15 protein-coding genes are annotated in these 17,365 nt (G+C 67.0%); 8 read left to right on the top strand and 7 right to left on the bottom strand.

Features of this window, described 5'->3' with window-relative positions; translation table 11 throughout:
• Window positions 1–5: 5 nt before the first annotated feature.
• The 5 genes from LGM56_RS06355 to LGM56_RS06335 all read right to left on the bottom strand — a co-directional run bounded on the left by LGM56_RS06355 (window position 6) and on the right by LGM56_RS06335 (window position 4,447).
• Window positions 6–1,073, bottom strand: coding sequence for a DUF1839 family protein (locus tag LGM56_RS06355; RefSeq protein WP_226203602.1), 1,068 nt, complete (start codon window positions 1,071–1,073; stop codon window positions 6–8).
• Window positions 1,070–2,044: an amino acid--[acyl-carrier-protein] ligase gene (locus LGM56_RS06350; RefSeq protein WP_089497117.1), complete on the bottom strand. Its 975-nt coding sequence runs from the start codon at window positions 2,042–2,044 to the stop codon at window positions 1,070–1,072. The genes LGM56_RS06355 and LGM56_RS06350 overlap by 4 nt, the downstream gene beginning before the upstream one ends.
• A complete protein-coding gene (locus LGM56_RS06345) occupies window positions 2,041–3,237 on the bottom strand; it encodes an acyl-CoA dehydrogenase family protein (protein WP_089497116.1) in 1,197 nt (398 codons plus the stop codon). Before LGM56_RS06345 ends, LGM56_RS06350 begins: the two co-directional genes overlap by 4 nt.
• Complete coding sequence (locus LGM56_RS06340) at window positions 3,234–3,485, bottom strand: acyl carrier protein (protein WP_089497115.1); 252 nt, start codon at window positions 3,483–3,485, stop codon at window positions 3,234–3,236. The genes LGM56_RS06345 and LGM56_RS06340 overlap by 4 nt, the downstream gene beginning before the upstream one ends.
• 179 nt (window positions 3,486–3,664) lie before the next feature.
• Window positions 3,665–4,447: a Crp/Fnr family transcriptional regulator gene (locus LGM56_RS06335; RefSeq protein WP_179254903.1), complete on the bottom strand. Its 783-nt coding sequence runs from the start codon at window positions 4,445–4,447 to the stop codon at window positions 3,665–3,667.
• Between the two features lie 922 nt (window positions 4,448–5,369).
• On the opposite strand from LGM56_RS06335, the gene LGM56_RS06330 reads away from it, so the two are divergent.
• The 4 genes from LGM56_RS06330 to polX all read left to right on the top strand — a co-directional run bounded on the left by LGM56_RS06330 (window position 5,370) and on the right by polX (window position 10,276).
• Entirely contained in the window at window positions 5,370–6,158 is a 789-nt protein-coding gene (locus tag LGM56_RS06330) for a Crp/Fnr family transcriptional regulator (RefSeq protein ID WP_089497114.1), read from the top strand.
• 2 nt (window positions 6,159–6,160) lie between these two features.
• Window positions 6,161–7,576, top strand: coding sequence for an undecaprenyl-phosphate glucose phosphotransferase (locus LGM56_RS06325; protein WP_226203600.1), 1,416 nt, complete (start codon window positions 6,161–6,163; stop codon window positions 7,574–7,576).
• A gap of 384 nt (window positions 7,577–7,960) precedes the next feature.
• Complete coding sequence (locus tag LGM56_RS06320) at window positions 7,961–8,353, top strand: TraR/DksA family transcriptional regulator (protein WP_089458062.1); 393 nt, start codon at window positions 7,961–7,963, stop codon at window positions 8,351–8,353.
• A 153-nt stretch (window positions 8,354–8,506) separates the two neighbouring features.
• Complete coding sequence (gene polX / locus LGM56_RS06315; protein WP_226203598.1) at window positions 8,507–10,276, top strand: DNA polymerase/3'-5' exonuclease PolX; 1,770 nt, start codon at window positions 8,507–8,509, stop codon at window positions 10,274–10,276.
• 54 nt (window positions 10,277–10,330) lie between these two features.
• Here polX and ald read toward each other — a convergent pair whose 3' ends face one another.
• Window positions 10,331–11,446, bottom strand: a complete 1,116-nt coding sequence (gene ald, locus LGM56_RS06310; protein ID WP_226203596.1) for an alanine dehydrogenase — start codon at window positions 11,444–11,446, stop codon at window positions 10,331–10,333.
• A 338-nt stretch (window positions 11,447–11,784) separates the two neighbouring features.
• Between ald and LGM56_RS06305 the strand changes: the two genes are divergently transcribed.
• Window positions 11,785–12,201 (top strand): DUF3995 domain-containing protein, encoded by a 417-nt coding sequence (locus tag LGM56_RS06305; protein ID WP_226203594.1) that lies wholly within the window; start codon window positions 11,785–11,787, stop codon window positions 12,199–12,201.
• Window positions 12,202–12,210: 9 nt separating this feature from the next.
• Here LGM56_RS06305 and LGM56_RS06300 read toward each other — a convergent pair whose 3' ends face one another.
• Window positions 12,211–12,798 carry an RNA 2'-phosphotransferase gene (locus tag LGM56_RS06300; protein ID WP_226203592.1) on the bottom strand — a complete coding sequence of 196 codons (588 nt, stop codon included), beginning with the start codon at window positions 12,796–12,798 and terminating at the stop codon, window positions 12,211–12,213.
• A 603-nt stretch (window positions 12,799–13,401) separates the two neighbouring features.
• Here LGM56_RS06300 and LGM56_RS06295 point away from each other — a divergent pair.
• Genes LGM56_RS06295 through LGM56_RS06285 form a run of 3 tightly spaced genes read left to right on the top strand, consistent with a single transcriptional unit; the run spans window position 13,402 to window position 17,326 of the window.
• Window positions 13,402–14,139 carry a gluconate 2-dehydrogenase subunit 3 family protein gene (locus tag LGM56_RS06295; RefSeq protein WP_089427651.1) on the top strand — a complete coding sequence of 246 codons (738 nt, stop codon included), beginning with the start codon at window positions 13,402–13,404 and terminating at the stop codon, window positions 14,137–14,139.
• Window positions 14,139–15,917: a GMC family oxidoreductase gene (locus LGM56_RS06290; protein WP_089427650.1), complete on the top strand. Its 1,779-nt coding sequence runs from the start codon at window positions 14,139–14,141 to the stop codon at window positions 15,915–15,917. Before LGM56_RS06295 ends, LGM56_RS06290 begins: the two co-directional genes overlap by 1 nt.
• The gene (locus LGM56_RS06285; RefSeq protein WP_226203590.1) at window positions 15,914–17,326 is read left to right on the top strand and encodes a c-type cytochrome; all 1,413 of its coding nucleotides are present in this window, start codon (window positions 15,914–15,916) and stop codon (window positions 17,324–17,326) included. Before LGM56_RS06290 ends, LGM56_RS06285 begins: the two co-directional genes overlap by 4 nt.
• The last annotated feature ends 39 nt before the right edge of the window (window positions 17,327–17,365 follow it).

Below are 17,365 nucleotides of genomic sequence, written 5' to 3'. Positions count from 1 at the left end.
GCGCGTCACCGCATGGCCGGCACGGGCGCCGCGATGTCGCTGGACTCGCTGCGCACGGGCTTCACGTGCCGCAACGGCGCGCAGATCTGCCGCGCGCACGCGACGACGTCCGCGTAGGCGGCCTCGATCGCCTCGAGCGTCGAGTCGCCGCGCTCCTCCTTGCCGCGCGCGCACGCGCGTGCGAGCCGGAATTCGAGCACCATCGCTTCGGATGCGATGCGGTCGCACGCGGCGCGGATCTCGGCGAACGGCCCGACGCAACCGCTGGCCTGCAGCCAGCGCGCGTAATGGCCGAACAGCTCGAAATTCGCGCCGAGCTGCCGCACCGAGTTGAACGAGTACGCGTGGAAATGCTCGAGCGGCGAATCGGCGAGCGTTCGCGCATCGGTCTGCAACTGCCGCCGGAACGCGGCGATCGGGTTGACGACCGGCAGGCGCCGCAGGTGGCGCTGCAGCGCGGCGAGCGACGTTTCGCACAGCTCACGTTCGTCGAGTGGTACAAACCGCCGCTTCGCGCATTCCACGTAAGGCGGCAGCGTCATCGGCGAGCTGCCGCCGACGAGCCCGTTGTAGTCGAAATCCTCGGCCACGTAATAGCCGCTGTTGTGGAAGTAGCCGATCTGGCGCTTCGCGCGGTCGATCGCATCGATGCCGATCGTCGTCTTCGTATGCTGCGTGCGGTAGCTGCTGCCGCGCGTATCGGGCAGGAACCATGCGTCGACCTCGACGATCATCAGATGGCCGCGCGCAACCTGCGTCTCGATGTGCTGGTCGAGCGGTTCGTAGATCGAGTGCTCCTGCACGACGATGCCGTACAGCCGCTCCAGTTCGTCGTGCGGAAACTTGAAGAACGTGAACTGGTCGCCCTCGAAATCGAGCGCGATCGTAAACGGCAGCGCCGCGTATGGATTGAAGCCCCACCACCGGAGCACCTCGAGCCACATGTCGACGTAGCAGTTGGTCTGCTTCCAGACCATCTCCTGGCTATGCAGCGGATGCGGCCGGTAGTGGCGCGCGCGGTGGCGCACATCCTCGAACGACGCGTGTTCGCCGTCGCGGGACACGAATCTCATGGCGTGCCCCACAGCACGTCGCGGACTTCGCGCGGCCACGCCTCGATGTCGAAGCCGTGATGGCGGAACAGCGCGAGCGTGAGCCGTTCGAGGCCGAAGCCGACGCAGCCCGTGTGCGCGACGTCGCCCGTCGCGGTGCGGATATCCCACAGCAGCCCGAAATGATCCATGTGGTAGTTGAAGCTCAGGCACGCGGTCTGGCGATCGTCGTGCTCGATCGGGATCAGCAGCTCGAACTTCAGGTTCTGCTCGCGCTGGCTGTTCGCGACGATCTTGCCGCCGCGCCCGAAGAACGGATCGTTCGCGAGGTCGATCGCGTTGGGCAGGCGCAGCGCGTCGATCATCCGCGTGCCGCGTTCGATCCAGGTCTCGCGGAACGACACGATTTGCTCGGGCGTGCCGATCCGCACGTACTCGCGCATCCGGAACAACTGCATGCGGGTCGGGTCGAGCGACGGTTCGTGACGGAAGCAGTACGAGAAAACGTCGACGATCCGGCCGTCCGCCGGCAGCGCACCCGCGCGGGCGACGACGGGGTAGACCGGGTAGCACGCGGCGGGCGTCATCACGACGTAGGTCGGCTTCTGGCTTTCCGTCCAGTCGTCGCCGCGATCGAGGCACTGCAGTACGCGCTGGTGCTGGTGTTCGTCGCCGCAGAACGCGTGCACGCTGCCCGCGAGTTGCGGAAAGCTCTTCATGTATTCGCTGCGCTCGAACTCGGTGCGGCTCATCGCCGGCGGGAAGCGCAGCACTTCGGCCTGCTGGTCGGCGCCGAGGCGCGTGACGAACGCGTCGAGCGCTTCGACGACGCGCTCGAACCGTTCGCTGCGGCCGAACAGGCCCTGGATGCCGGTCGAGACCAGCAGGCCCGCGTCGATCAGTGCGTCGCGCAGCGGGTTGACGCCCGCGCGGTCGATCGGTGCATCGGCGGGAGCGGAGGCGGCGGAGGGCACGGCAAGGCGATCGTTCACGTATGTTTCTCCAGCGTCGCAGGACGCAGCGCGAGCAGCAGGTTCGAGGTGTTGACGGCAATGCGGTCGTTGCTGATCATCAGCGGCGCCGCATGCAGGTCGCGAATGTGGCGGCCGATGCTGAACGGCGTGCCCTGCTTGTAGCCGGCCATCCCGCAGATCATCATGGCCTGGTGCGCGACTTCCAGCGCGGTCGTCGACACGTAGGTCTTCAGCGTGTTGATCTCGGCGGCCCGGGCCATGCCGGCCGACCACGAGCGTGATGCCGGATTCGCATGAAGGCGCAGCACGGTGTCGACGCGGGCCTGCATCGCCTGCATCAGCGCGAGCGATTCGGCGATGCGTCGCGACGCGGGCGACGGCGCGCCGTCGGTCTGGCGTGCCTGCGCGCGGAAGAACTGGTGCGCGCGATGGAATGCATCGCCGGCCACGCCGATCCAGACCGCGGCCCACAGGATGTGGGACACCGGCACCATCGTCTCCTCGGCGATCGTCGCGAACGGCACCGGCAGGCACTGGACGGCGGCGCCTTGCGCATCGAGCTCGAAGCCGTTGCTGCAAGTGCCGCGCATCCCGAGCGTGTCCCATTCGCCGCGGCGCGTGAGCGTGTAGCCGTCGCGCAGCAGCGTGACGAGCACCTGCTCGGAAGCCGGCGCGTCCGCATCGCGTCGTGCGGTCGCGAGGATGCCGTCCGCGTAGTCGCCATACGAGATCGTCGGCGCCGATTTGCGCAGCCGGAACTCGCCACCGCTGGCTTCGAGCGCGCATTGGCTCGCGCGCAGGTTGCCGCCGACGCCGTCTTCCGACGTGGCCGATGCGAGCAGCCACTGGTGGCGCACGAGCTGCTGCAGGAACAGCTTGTGCCAGCCCTGGTCGGCGGCATGATCGACGATGCAGGCGACCTGGATCTGGTGCATCGCGAACACCATCGCCGACGAGGCGCAGGCCTGGCCGAGAATCGAGCAGGCCGACGCGATGTCTTCCAGCGACGCACCCGCGCCGCCGAGATGGGTCGGCACCATCGCGCCGAGCAGGCGGCGCGCGCGCATCGCCTCGATCGCCTCGACGGGGCAGCGCGCGTCGCGGTCGACCGCGTCCGCGTGCTGCGCGGCGATCTGCGCGACGGCATGCGCGGCCTCGTCGAGCCGACGCGTATCGCTGTCGCTCGCGAGTTCGGGAAGCAGCGCGCTCATGCCGAATGCTCGGTGCGTTGCAGCGTGGTGATCGTGTCCGCGAGCGCGTCAATGCTGCGGAACAGGTTGCGGTTCAGCATCTCGTCGGGAATCTCGATGTTGAATTGCTTCTCGATCGCGAGCATCAGCTGGATCGTGTCGAGTGACGAAAGGCCCGCTTCGTAGAGGTCGTCCCCGTCGCCGATCGAATCGATCGCGGCTTCGAGATGGGCGACGTGTTTCAGGATGGTTCTGATTTCTTTTTTCACGTGCTGCTCCGGCGTGCGTGGTGTCGTCCGCTCGGGCAGACGCGCGACACGCGCTGACGTCCCCCCGGCAGTCCGGCATCAGTAGACCATTGGCAGACACGGCGTTCTGTTCGCCACCCTACAAACGGCTGACCCGGCAGGCAGGCGGCGCGACAGCGACGCCCGATGCGGCATGCCGATCAGGCGCGCGACGCGGCCGGCACGCCCGAATCGGCCGACAGGATGCGCTTCATCTCGTCGCGCACGATCGCGCGGCAGCCGCACGACATTTTTTCGAGGCCGGCGAGATCGGCGAGCTCGATCGAGCTCCGGTACTGCCGGATCAGGCCCAGCTTCTGGATTTCGCCCGCGGCATCGGTGACCGTTTCGCGCCGCACGCCGAGCATCTGCGCCAGCATGCTGTGCGTCACCTGGATCTCGATGCTGCGGGTCCGGTCGTACGCGAGCAGGAACCATCTGCATAACTGATGTTTGAGCACGTGATGACGGCTGCAGAACGTGATCTGCGAGACCTGCGCCATCAGCAGCCGCACGCAGATGAACACGAGATGACGGATTACCGGCGAGGCGTCGAACGCCGCGGCGAACATGCGCCGGTCGAGCCGGTAGACGAAACCGTCGCGGCAGGCCACGGCGCGACAGGGCATCCGGCCGCTGCCGCCGATCACGTCGTCGCACACCACGCTCTCGCTGCCGATCTCCGCGACTTCCAGCGTCATGCCGCCGGACGACACGTACTGCAGCGAAATCGCGGTCGTGACGGGCAGGTAGACCGCGGTGAGCATTTCGCCGGGCTCGCAGAGCACTTGCCCCGATTTCAGGTGGACGAGTTGAAGGTGCGGGGCCAGCGTCGCGAGTTCGTCGCGGTCGATGGCCGCGAGAAAGCGGTTCGCGTCGAAGCTGTGGGAAAGCTCGATCATGCCGTTCGCGTATGCGACGGCGTCAGGGGCCTGGTGAGTCACGGCGCATCCTCGTAGGGTGGCGGTCACGCGTCGTCGCGGCGATATCCCGGGAATGGGGAATTCGCACGATCGTGCGGACTTGTGTTCGTCAAAAATGGAGTGACGATACTGGCAAAAAGGCTAGCACGCCATTGAAATCGATCAATTGCATATTGCGTCATTTCACAAAGTTTGACGATTTAGGCCGGCTGCAGACGTTATCCGGATTTAGTGAATCATTACGGTGGAATTAATCATCCGGAAATGGAATGGGGCGCCTGTCATTCATTCGATGTCAACCGGGAATCAATTCTTCGGCGATGTGCGTCGTGTAACGAAACTGGTTGTCGGGCATTGAACACTCTTTGACAAATAAATGGTTCCAGCAATATTACTCATGGAAATCAATGGTTTGACGACGGAGTGTGCGGTGGCGTACAAAGCGGAAAATTAGTGCGTCGATTCAGATTTGAGACAGTTTCAAACGACCGTGTGAGGCGTGGTGCCGCAGCGGAGCGGTGTCCGGTACATCACGGAAACAATTGAAAATCGACTGTAAGTATATGAGCGGCAAGCCAGGTAGCCCGGTCGCACCGGCCTTGGGTCAACGCGAGGGAATTGATCAGTCAAATGGCGCGCAGTGTCCGCCGCCGGGAAGAGTGTCCGGAAATGAGACGCTTTTTTTGTCTTTTTGCCGGTAATTCGGTCGATCTAATTCCGGCGTGATTCATATATTAAGGACGGGCATGGTTTGGCACGTAAATCGCTTATTCGGGCTGGCGCGTTGAAACGGGACGGTCGACTCGATCCGGCGGCGAGAAGCCGATGGTCGGTTGGAATCAGGGTTGTGGCCGCAACTCCAGTCAACGTCCGGGCGCGCATCGCGATAACGAATTCCGTGCACGCGGCTGCAGGCGGTGCGGACGATAAAAGGGATACAGACATGCTTCATCTTCACTCGAGCTACTCGGCGAATGCCATCCTCGATGCCCTCCCCGAGGACAGCATCCGCACCATCGCACCGCATCTCGAACTGGTCAGGATCAAGGCCGGGATGCTCGACCGGGTCGGCGAGCCGATGCGCCACGTGCATTTCCCGACGACGTCGATGATGTCGGTGCAGCATTTGATGGAGGACGGTGCGATGGTCGAGGTGGCACAGGTCGGCCGCGAAGGCGTGGTCGGGCTGGCGACGATGGTCGGTGGCGCCGCGGCGTCGCAACGGGTCGAGGTCCGCATCGGCGGGATGGCCTATCGCGTGCCGAGCTGCGTGGTGCGTGCCGAATTCGAGCGCTCGCCGGAAACCTACCGGCTGCTGCTCAACTACTGCCAGGCGGCGATGGCACAGATCTCGCGCAGCGCGCTGTGCAACCGGCATCATTCGGTCAGCGAGCAGCTCAGCCGCTGGCTGCTGCTTGCACATGACCGCATCGACGGCGACGAACTGGCCGTCACGCAGCAGACGATCGCGAACATGCTCGGCGTGCGGCGCGAAGGCGTGACGGAAGCGGCAGGCAACCTGCAGGAAGCCGGGCTGATCCGGCAGCGCCGCGGCCGCATCACGGTGCTCGACCGCGACGGCCTCGAACATCACGCGTGCGAATGCTACAACCTGATTCGCGCGGACTATCGCAGGCTGCTCGGCACGCGCGGGACGGCGAGGCCGACACCGACACCGGTTCGGCCCCGCATGCCGGACGCGCATCGCGGGTTCCCGGCACATGGTGCGTGACGATGCTATCGAAGTCCGGTGGGACGAATTCGCTGCGGCGTTCTGTGATCGCAGTTACCGACGCCGTGCTCGTGCTGACAGGCGCGCTTGCCGCGCAGGCGGCATCGGGCCTTGCGTGGCGCGAGCTGTCCGACGCGCAGCGCGGCGCGATTGCGCTGCTGTGCGTGCTGACCGTGGCCTTGCTGCCGCGCTATCTGCGCACGGTGCGTGGCGGCATGGCGCCGCAAGGCGGCACGCATGCACTGACGCAGACGATGGTGGCGCTCGTCTGCGCGAGCGTGCTGACGGTGACCGCCGCGATGTGGATCATGAATCGCGGCGGCACGATCACGACACCCTGGATCGTGCGCACGGTGCTGGCCGGCGACGTTGCGTTGCTGCTCGGCCGCGCCGCGCTGCTGGCGCTTGCGCTGACGCGTGACGACCCGCGCGCGCGGCAGCGCCGCGTCGCGGTGGTCGGCGCAACGGCGTACGGGCGTGTCGCGGTCGAGCGGATGCAGCTGGCGCCGCAGGGGCCTTTCGTGGCGGCGTGCGTATTCGACGACGATGCCCAGGCTGCCTCCGGCGGCATCGGTGGCGTGCCGGTGATCGACGACTGGAACGCGTTGCGCGACCTGATTCGCGGCGGCGACATCGACGAGGTCTGGCTCACGCTGCCGATGTCGCACGAGTGGCGGATCCAGCGCATCGTCCGCGAGTTGCGCGACGAGTTCGTGGAACTGCGGCTGTTGCCCGACGTGCGGCAGATGGCGGTGGTCGATCGCTCGGCGACCGACGTGCTCGGCATGCCGGCCATCAACCTCGCGACCACGCCGCGTTCGGCGCCGGAGCTGTGGGCGAAGTTCGCGTTCGACCGGCTGTTCGCATTCGGCGTGCTGATTCCGTTGCTGCCGCTGCTGTCGCTGCTGGCGATCGCGGTCAAGCTGTCGTCGCCGGGGCCCGTGTTGTTCAGGCAGCGCCGCAAGGGTGTCGACGGCCGGGAGTTCGACATTCTCAAGTTCCGGACGATGCGCGTGCATCGCGCCCAGCCGGGCGTGCTGCAGCAGGCGTCGCGCAACGATTCGCGCATCACGCGCGTCGGCGCGTTCCTGCGACGTACGTCGCTCGATGAACTGCCGCAGTTCTTCAACGTGCTGTTCGGGCAGATGTCGGTGGTCGGCCCGCGCCCGCACGCGATCGAACACGACGACCTCTATCGACAATTGATCGACTGCTACATGTATCGCTACCGCGTGCGGCCCGGCATCACCGGATGGGCCCAGGTGAACGGCTATCGCGGTGAAACGCGCAAAGTCGAGGCGATGGAGGCACGTGTGAAGTTCGATCTGTTCTACATGCAGCACTGGAGCTTTTGGTTCGACATGAAGATCATCCTGCTGACGGTCGTGCGCGGCTTCATCGGACGCAATGCATTCTGAGGATCACGAATGATTGAGGAGGCGCCGCGCGAGCGATCGTCCCGACAGAGTCATGCCGGTTCGTGCGCGCGGCCGAAGTGTTGTGGTCGTGCCGGAATTTGCTGCGCTGCGGTCGTGCCGGCGCGCGTCCGAGCGTGCACCGCAGGTCCGGATTACGCGTCCGGCCCCAGTTTCCGCACGGCTGCCGCTGCCTGACCGGCACGCTGATTCCGGTCAACACACGCGTGTTCAATGGGTTTATCCTGCGTCGAATGCGTCCGGCGCTTCGTGTCGCCGGGTGCACATTCGGACACGGTGGCAGGCGGTGACGCCGGCTCGCCGTGCACCGGTGCGACACCGCGTGCCGCCATGCGCCGCGCGGAACCCGGAACAGGAGAGACGGCCATGGCGCTCGACCCACAACAACGGCAGACGCTGAAACAGCGGCTGAACGAGAGCGAGCAGACGTTGCGTGCGGAGATCCGCGCCAGCGAAGACCAGCGTGCGTCGGAATCCTACGCAGACCTCGCCGGCGCGGCGCCGGACGAGGGCGACGAGGCCAATGCGGATCTGTTCGTCGACGTCGATCATGCGTTGATCGGCATGAAACTGACCGAGCTGCGCGCGATCGGCCGCGCCCAGCAGCGGATGCGTGACGGCAGCTACGGCGAGTGCATCGACTGCGACGGCTCGGTCGGCTACGAGCGCCTGCTGGCGCGCCCGGCCGCCGAACGCTGCACGCATTGCCAGTCGATCTACGAGCGGCACTACGCCACCACGCCGCGCGCCTCCCTCTGACGCCGACGTCGTCGCCATCACGGCGCCGCGCACGCGGCGCGGCCGGCGTACGATGATGAACGGGCGCCCGGCGGCGTCAGCATGCGGCGCCGGGCGGGCAGACGCCGTCGCGTATGCGCGGCGCCATCCACGTGGAAGGGAGCCACGCCGATCATGCCGATCCACAATGCCGAGTGTGCGACCGTGTTCGCCGAGATCGCCGACATGCTCGAAATCCAGGGCGCCAATCCGTTCCGGGTGCGTGCCTATCGCAACGCAGCACGGACGATTGCCGACTACGGGCGCGATATCCCGACGATGATCGCAAACGGCGACGATCTCGGGAAGATTCCGTCGATCGGGCCCGATCTCGCGTCGAAGCTGCGCGAGATCGCCGCGACCGGCACCTGCGAACTGCAGCAAACGCTGCGTCACGCGCTGCCGGGCGCGATCGTCGAGCTGCTCGACGTGCCGGGGCTCGGCGCGAAGCGCGTGAAGGCGCTCCATGACGCACTGCACGTCGATTCGCTCGAGCAGCTTCGCGCGGAAGCGAAGAGCGGGCACGTGCGCGAGTTGCCGGGCTTCGGCGCGAAAACCGAAGCGCATCTGCTCGAAGCGATCGACGACCGGCTGAAACGCGAACCTCAACGTTTCCTGCTGCCGGATGCGACGCACGCGCTGCAGCCGCTGCTCGAACGCCTGCGCGCGATCGCGGGCGTCGGCAAGGCCGTGCCGGCCGGCAGCTTTCGCCGCCGCCGCGAGACGGTCGGCGATCTCGACATCCTCGTCACCGCACGTGATCCGGTGGCCGTCGCCGACGCGTTCGTCGCCTATGGCGAGGTCGTGCGCGTGCTCGCGCACGGCAAGACGAAGTCGAGCGTCGTGCTCGCCGGCGGGTTGCAGGTCGACCTGCGCGTCGTCGATGCCGATGCGTTCGGCGCGGCGCTCGTCTACTTCACCGGATCGAAGGCGCACAACATCGCGTTGCGCAGGATCGCGCAGGCCGGCGGGCTGAAGATCAACGAATACGGCGTGTTTCGCGGCGAAGAACGGATTGCCGGCGCGACCGAGGCGTCGGTCTATGCGGCGATCGGGTTGCACGACGTGCCGCCCGAGTTGCGCGAGGATCGCGGCGAGATCGACGCCGCGCGCGCGGGCACGCTGCCGGCACTGGTCGAGCGCAAGCACGTGCGCGGCGACCTGCACGCGCATACCGACGCGTCGGCCGGCCGCGACAGCCTGCGTGCGATGGCCGATGCGGCCCGCGCACGCGGGTTCGCGTACCTGGCCATCACCGACCGGGCGCCGCAGGCCGGCGGCAGCCGCAGCGACTTCGACTGGCTTGCCCGGCAGCTCGACGAGATCGATCGTCTCAACGCGTCGTTCGACGATCTCGTGCTGCTCAAGGGCGTTGAGGCCGGCATTCGCGAGGATGGCAGCCTCGATGTGCCCGATGCGATGCTCGGCCGGCTCGATCTCGTGGTCGGCGCGGTACGCGACGGCTTCGAACTGTCGCGCGACGCACAGACCGCGCGCATGCTGCGCGCGATGGACCATCCGTATTTCTCGATTCTCGCGCACCCGACGGGCCGCGTGCTCGGCGAGCGCGATGCTTGCGAACTCGACGTGCCGCGCGTGATCACTCACGCCGCGGCGCGCGGTTGCTTCGTCGAACTCGATGCGCAGCCGCGGCGGCTCGACCTGTCGGACGTCTGGTGCCGCGAGGCCGCGAAGGCCGGCGTGCCCGTGGCGATCGGCTCGGATGCGTGCAGCGCGGACGAACTCGACCATCTTGCGTACGGCGTCGATCAGGCGCGACGGGGCTGGCTCACGCGGCCCGACGTGCTCAACACGCGCACGCTCGCGCAATTGAGGCCGCTGCTGGCACGCACGATGGGAGCGGGCGGCGCGTCGAAGCGCAGCGGCGGCGCGAAGGGCGCGTGAACGCAGCCGCCGGCGCGTGCCGTCAGCGGCCGGCCGGTCATGATTGCGGTCGCGTCATGCCAGTACGCCGGCCGCCGGCACATAGGGCAGGCCGAGCGCCAGTGCTACGGCTTCGTACGTGATGTGTCCGTCGCACACGTTCAGGCCCGCGCGCAGATGCGGATCGTCGATCATCGCCTGCTTCCAGCCCTTGTCGGCGAGCGCGAGCGCATGGGTGAGGGTCGCGTTGTTCAGCGCGAAGGTCGACGTGCGCGCGACTGCGCCGGGCATGTTCGCGACGCAGTAGTGCACGATGCCGTCGACGACGAAGGTCGGGTCCGCGTGCGTCGTCGCATGCGAGGTCTCGAAGCATCCGCCCTGGTCGATCGCGACGTCGACGACGACCGCTCCCGTGCGCATCGTCGCGATCATGTCGCGCGTGACGAGCCGCGGCGCCGATGCGCCCGGCACGAGCACGGCGCCGATCACGACGTCGGCATCGCGCACGGCTTCGTCGATCGTGTGTGCATTCGAGCAGACGGTCGCGATCCGGTTGGCGAAGACGAGGTCGAGCTGGCGCAGCCGGTTCACGTTGGTATCGAGCACGGTGACGCGTGCGCCGAGGCCGACCGCCATCTGCAGGGCGCCGGTGCCCACCACGCCCGCGCCGAGCACGACGACATGCGCGGCCGGCACGCCGGGCACCCCGGCCATCAGCAGGCCACGCCCGCCGCGCGGGCTTTCGAGATGGGTCGCCGCGACCTGGATCGACATGCGCCCGGCCACCTCGCTCATCGGTGCGAGCAGCGGCAGGCCGCCACCCGGGCCCGTCACGGTTTCGTACGCGATGCAGACGGCGCCGGACTTCACGAGTGCGGCCGCCTGGTCGGGATCGGGCGCGAGATGCAGGTACGTGTAGAGGATCTGGCCGCGTCGCAGCATCGCGCATTCCGCCGGCTGCGGCTCCTTGACCTTGATGATCATGTCGGCGCGCGCGAAGACTTCGTCGGCGCCGTCGCAGAGCGATGCGCCCGCGGCCGTATAGTCGCGGTCGAGCAGGCCGATCGCCGTGCCCGCGCCGCGCTGCACCAATACGCGATGGCCGTGCCGCGTCAGTTCGCGCGCGCCGGCCGGCGTGAGGCCCACGCGATATTCGTGGTTCTTGATCTCTTTCGGCACACCGATCAGCATGAGTCGCCTCCATGGCCTTCGTTATCGTTTTCGTGCAGGTGTGCAACGCGGCGAACGATGCACGTGCGGCCGATCGCGCAGAGGCGTATCGACCGCAGTACTGGAATATCAGGGTAGTAGTGCGCGGAGGGAAGTCAAGCGGCCGGACCGCGTGCAGCGGCGCGCGCCCTGCATCGCAACATGCGCGGTTCCGGGTGGCGCGTTGCGACCGGAGGTCGCAATGCACGTGGTGCCGGGTTTCGGTATCGTCACGTGTGGCGCGGATCGAGGCCGCGCGCCGGAACGTTGCCGGCAACCCATCGCGATAACGAGACAACGACACGAGGACATTGACTCACATGACCGGAGCGTATTTCAGCGTGCCGACGCTTTGCGCAATCGCGCTCGTTCACGTCTACTGGGCGTTGGGCGGGCGGCGCGGCAAGGGGGCGGCCATTCCGGAGCAGGACGGCGAGCCGCTGTTGCGGCCGACCGCCGTCGGCACGCTCGCGGTCGCGGTGGCGTTGCTGGGCGGCGCGTGCGTGGTTGCCGCGCGTGCCGGCTGGCTGGGGCCGAATGCCTATCCCGGCACGATCTCGTTCGCGGTCGTTGCGTTCGCACTGATCTTCGCGGTGCGGGCCGTCGGCGATTTCCGTTACGTCGGCTTCTTCAAGCGGATTCGCGGGTCGCGTTTCGCACGCATGGACACGCTGTATTACTCGCCGCTTTGCGCGGCGCTGGCGCTGTCCATCGCGTCGATGTTCTGGCCGTGGTGAGCGCGCGTCTCAGCGCGCGGGCCCGTCGATCTCTTTAAGGCATTCCGCCGGCACGGTGTCGGTCAGCCATACGCCGTTTTCCGCGACGAAGAACGTGTGGTCTTGCCGATGCATGCGCAGCGCATCGACTTCGAGTATCACGGGCACGCCGTAGCGTGTGCCGACGGCCAGCGCCGTCCGGATGTCCGGCGACAGATGCACGTGATGACGGGCGCCGGGTTTCAGCCCTTGCACCCGAATCGAATCCAGGAAGCGCGTCGCCGTGCCGTGATACAGGCGCTCGGGCGGCTGCGCGGTGGGATAGCGGCGCTGCACGACGGGCGTCGAATGGCCTTGGACCGCACGGATGCGACGGCCGTCGTCGGAAAGGGCGAAGCGCTGCTTGTCGTTGGTCGCGCAGACGGTTTCGAGCGTTGCACGATCGAGGTGGAGCCCGCGGCGGGCAGCGCCGGTAAGCAGTGCGTCGATATCGGCCCAGCCTTCCGGGTCGAGTTGCAGCCCGATCGACTGCGGTGCGTGGCGCAGCAGGTAGCTGAGATATCGGCTGATGCCGGTCGCGTCGGTCGCCGGCAGTTCATTGTTCTGGTGTGGTTTCATCAGACGCGGAGGCTACCAGAGCACCCCGCAAAAGGGCACGCCCGGTACCCCGCGTAGCTGGAAAGAGACAACCTTTGGCGCCGCTCGCCACACAACAATCGTCTACCTGACGCCCCTCATCAGTCGGCGTTCACGCGATCCTTGCCGATTCCGACTCCCCGATTTTTCAATTGTTGCGATTTTCGATGCATTGAATTGCACTGATACGACACTCAATGGAACCGGTTCCATTTATAATTCGCGGCACTTGTCGCCGGGCCCGAAAGAGGGTCGTGCACGTTGCGCTTGCTGTCGGCAAACGCGGCGTCTAAGTTGAATGAGGGTCATGAGCGATGAGGGGCAGATGCGGGCAATTGCCGGCATTTGTCAGACGATAAGGCTCGTGAAGAAGCCGATCCGTGCAGCGCAACCTGAATTGGCGCGATGCGCGGCTGCATGAAGGCGCTGCCGTGCATGGCATGGCCGGCGCCTGCAGCGAGGTTGTTCGCAACACAGACGAAAGAACAGGACGGCCAGCCGCATGCGGCATGGCTGCCATGCCGGACATGCCGCATGCGGAGTGCGCGCGTCCGGGTCCCGATCCCCAACGATCAACATCCGACCATGTCCACGCCACCTGACAAACCCAACTCGCGCCGCCGTTTCCTGCGCACGTCGGTCGCGCTCGTGCCGATCGCGTCGGTCGCCGGCTGCGACCTGCGTTCGTCGTCGCCTTCCGCGACGACCGGCAACGCGCCCGGTGCATCGGCCAGTGCCGAACGCGCGCCGTACAAGCCGACCTTCTTCGATGCGAAGGAATGGGCGTTCGTCCAGGCCGCCGTCGACCGGCTGATTCCGGCCGACGCCGAAGGGCCCGGCGCGCTCGAATCGGGCGTGCCCGAATTCATCGACCGCCAGATGGAGACGCCGTATGCGCACGGCGCCACCTGGTACATGCAGGGGCCGTTCCAGCAAGGCGTGCCCGAGCTCGGCTACCAGCTGAAGCTGGTGCCGCGCGACATCTACCGGCTCGGTATCGCGGCGGTCAACCGTTATTGCGAGAAGACCCACGGCAAGGCGTTCGCGGATCTCGACGCGCCGACGCGCGACACCGTGCTCGGCGCGCTGGAGAAGGGCGGCGCGCAGATCGACGACGTGCCGCCCGGCGTGTTCTTCGGCCAGTTGCTGCAGAACACGCGCGAAGGTTACTTCTGCGATCCGGTGCATGGCGGCAATCACGACATGGCCGCGTGGAAGATGATCGGCTTTCCGGGCGCGCGCGCGGACTTCATGGATTTCGTCAACCAGAACGGCAAGTCGTATCCGTACGGCCCCGTCTCGATCAACGGGGAGCGCAGCTGATGGCCGCAGAGAAAAAACCGCATGTCGATGCGGTGATCGTCGGCTTCGGCTGGACCGGCGCGATTCTCGCGAAGGAACTGACCGAAGCGGGCCTGAACGTGGTCGCGCTCGAGCGTGGCGAGTATCGCGACACCTATCCGGACGGCGCGTATCCGAACACGATCGACGAGCTGACCTACAACATCCGCAAGAAGCTGTTCCTCGACCTGTCGAAGACGACCGTGTCGATCCGCCACGGCCTGCAGGACACCGCGCTGCCGTACCGGCAGCTCGCCGCGTTCCTGCCGGGCGAAGGCGTGGGCGGCGCGGGGCTGCACTGGTCGGGCGTGCATTTCCGGATCACGCCGGAAGAGTTGCGCCTGCGCAGCCACTATGAAGAGCGCTACGGCAAGAAGTTCATTCCCGAAGGGATGACGATCCAGGACACGGGCGTGACCTACGAGGAGCTCGAGCCGCATTTCGACTTCGCCGAGAAGGTGTTCGGCACGTCGGGGCAGGCGTACAAGGTCGGCGGCAAGGTGGTCGGCGACGGCAACGTGTTCGAAGCGAACCGTAGCGACAACTTCCCGCTGCCCGCGCAGCTCAATACCTATTCGGCGCAGCGCTTCTCCGATGCCGCCAAGTCGCTCGGCCTGCATCCGTACCGGCTGCCGTCGGCGAACACGTCGGGGCCGTACACGAACCCGTACGGCGTGCAGATGGGCCCGTGCAACTTCTGCGGCTATTGCAGCGGCTACGCGTGCTACATGTACTCGAAGGCGTCGCCGAACCTGAACATCCTGCCCGCGCTGAAGCAGGCGCCAAACTTCGAGCTGCGCTCGAAGTGCCACGTGCTGCGCGTCGACCTCGACGATACGAAGAAGCGCGCGACGGGCGTGACCTACGTCGATCCGGCCGGGCGTGAAGTGCACCAGCCGGCGGATCTCGTGATCGTGGCCGCGTTCCAGTACCACAACGTGCACCTGCTGCTGCTGTCGGGCATCGGCAAACCGTACGACCCGATCTCGGGCGAAGGCGTCGTGGGCCGCAATTTCGCGTACCAGAACCTGTCGACGATCAAGGCGTTCTTCGACAAGGACACCTACACGAATCCGTTCATCGGCGCAGGCGGCAACGGCGTCGCGGTGGACGATTTCAACGCGGACAACTTCGACCACGGCCCGCTCGGTTTCGTCGGCGGCTCGCCGCTGTGGGTGAACCAGGCCGGCGTGAAGCCGATCAGCGGCATCGCGACGCCGCCCGGCACGCCGCAGTGGGGTTCGGCGTGGAAGAAGGCGGTGAAGGACAACTACGCGCACACGATCTCGATGGACGCGCACGGCACCAACATGTCGTATCGCGACGTGTATCTCGACCTCGATCCGACCTATCGCGATTCGTACGGCCAGCCGCTGCTGCGGATGACGTTCGACTGGAAGGACAACGACATCAAGATGGCGCAGTACGTGACCGGGCAGATGAAGAAGATCGCGGAGGCGATGGGGCCGAAGGCGATCAGCGTGTCGACGCGCGAGTTCGGCAAGCACTTCGATTCGCGCGCGTACCAGACGACCCACCTCGTCGGCGGCGCGATCATGGGCACCGACCCGAAGACGAGCGTGCTGAACCGCTACCTGCAGTGCTGGGACGTGCACAACGTGTTCGTGATGGGCGCATCGGCGCTGCCGCAGGGCATCGGCTACAACCCGACCGGGATCATCGCGGCGCTGGCCTACTGGTCGGCACGTGCGATCCGCGAGCAATACCTGAAAAACCCCGCCCCGCTGGTGACCGCATGAAGAGGACGATGAACCACAACGTCGCGCGCCGGATGTCGCGCGCGCTGGCGGCCGGTGCGGCCTGGGCCGCGTTCGGCTTCGCGGGCACGGCGGCGTTCGCGCAGCCGGCAACTCCCGCGGCGGCTTCCGGCCCGGCGGCCGCACCCGCGGCCCAATCCGCCGACGCGGCGCTCATCAAGCGCGGCGAATATCTCGCGCGGGCAGGCGACTGTATCGCGTGCCACACCGCGAGCGGCGGCAAGCCGTTCGCGGGCGGGCTGAAATTCGACACGCCGATCGGCGGGATCTACTCGACGAACATCACGCCGGACCCGAAAACGGGCCTGGGCGGCTGGACCGTCGAGGACTTCACGCGCGCCGTGCGCGAAGGCGTGCGCAAGAACGGCGACACGATGTATCCGGCCATGCCGTTCCCGTCCTACGCGCGCCTGACCGACGACGACATGAAGGCGCTGTACGTGTACTTCATGCACGGCGTCGCACCCGTCGAGCACGAGAACCGCGCGGTCGACATCGTGTGGCCGCTGTCGATGCGCTGGCCGCTCGGGATCTGGCGCAAGATGTTCGCGCCGACCCCGAAGCCGTTCGACGCGGCGCCGTACACCGATCCGGTGGTCGCGCGCGGTGCGTATCTCGTGCAGGGTCTCGGCCACTGCGGCGCGTGCCATACGCCGCGCGCGCCGACCATGCAGGAGCGCGGGCTGACCGACGCGGACGGCCCGGACTTCCTGGCCGGCGGCGCGGCGATCGACGGCTGGGTGCCGACGAGCCTGCGCGGCGAGCCGCGCACGGGCCTCGGCACGTGGACGGAAACCGAGATCGTGCAGTTCCTGAAGACGGGCCGCACGCTGCGCACGGCCGCGTTCGGCGGAATGACGGACGTGGTCGGCCACAGCATGCAGCACATGACCGACGACGACCTGAACGCGATCGCGCGCTACCTGAAGACGCTGCCGCCGCGCGTGCAGGGCGAGCAGCCGCACGTGTACGACGCGGCCGCCGCGAAGGCGCTGCAGACCGGTGACGCGAGTAAGCCGGGCGCGGCCGTCTATCGCGACAACTGTATGGCCTGCCACCGCAGCGACGGCCACGGCTACACGCGGGTGTTCCCGGCGCTGGCCGGCAACCCGGTCGTGCAGGGCGACGATCCGACCTCGCTGATCCACGTCGTGCTGGAAGGCAGCGCACTGCAGGGTACGCGCACCGCGCCGTCGACGTTCACGATGCCGCCGTTCGGCTGGCGCCTGTCGGATCAGGAAGTCGCGGACGTGTCCAACTTCGTGCGCACGAGCTGGGGCAACACGGGGGCTGCCGTGACGGCCGCGCAGGTCGCGAAGGTGCGCAAGAGCGTGCCGTCGACCCGGCCCGAACCGCCGCCGGGCGCGCGGTTCCCGCAGGCGTCGCGCTGACGGGGCGGCGGGGCGCCAGCCCCGCCTGTCCGATGTGCT

The organism is Burkholderia sp. AU38729, from assembly GCF_020419725.1.
Classification (GTDB): Bacteria; Pseudomonadota; Gammaproteobacteria; order Burkholderiales; family Burkholderiaceae; genus Burkholderia.
This window is presented reverse-complemented; position numbering and strand designations above follow the sequence as displayed.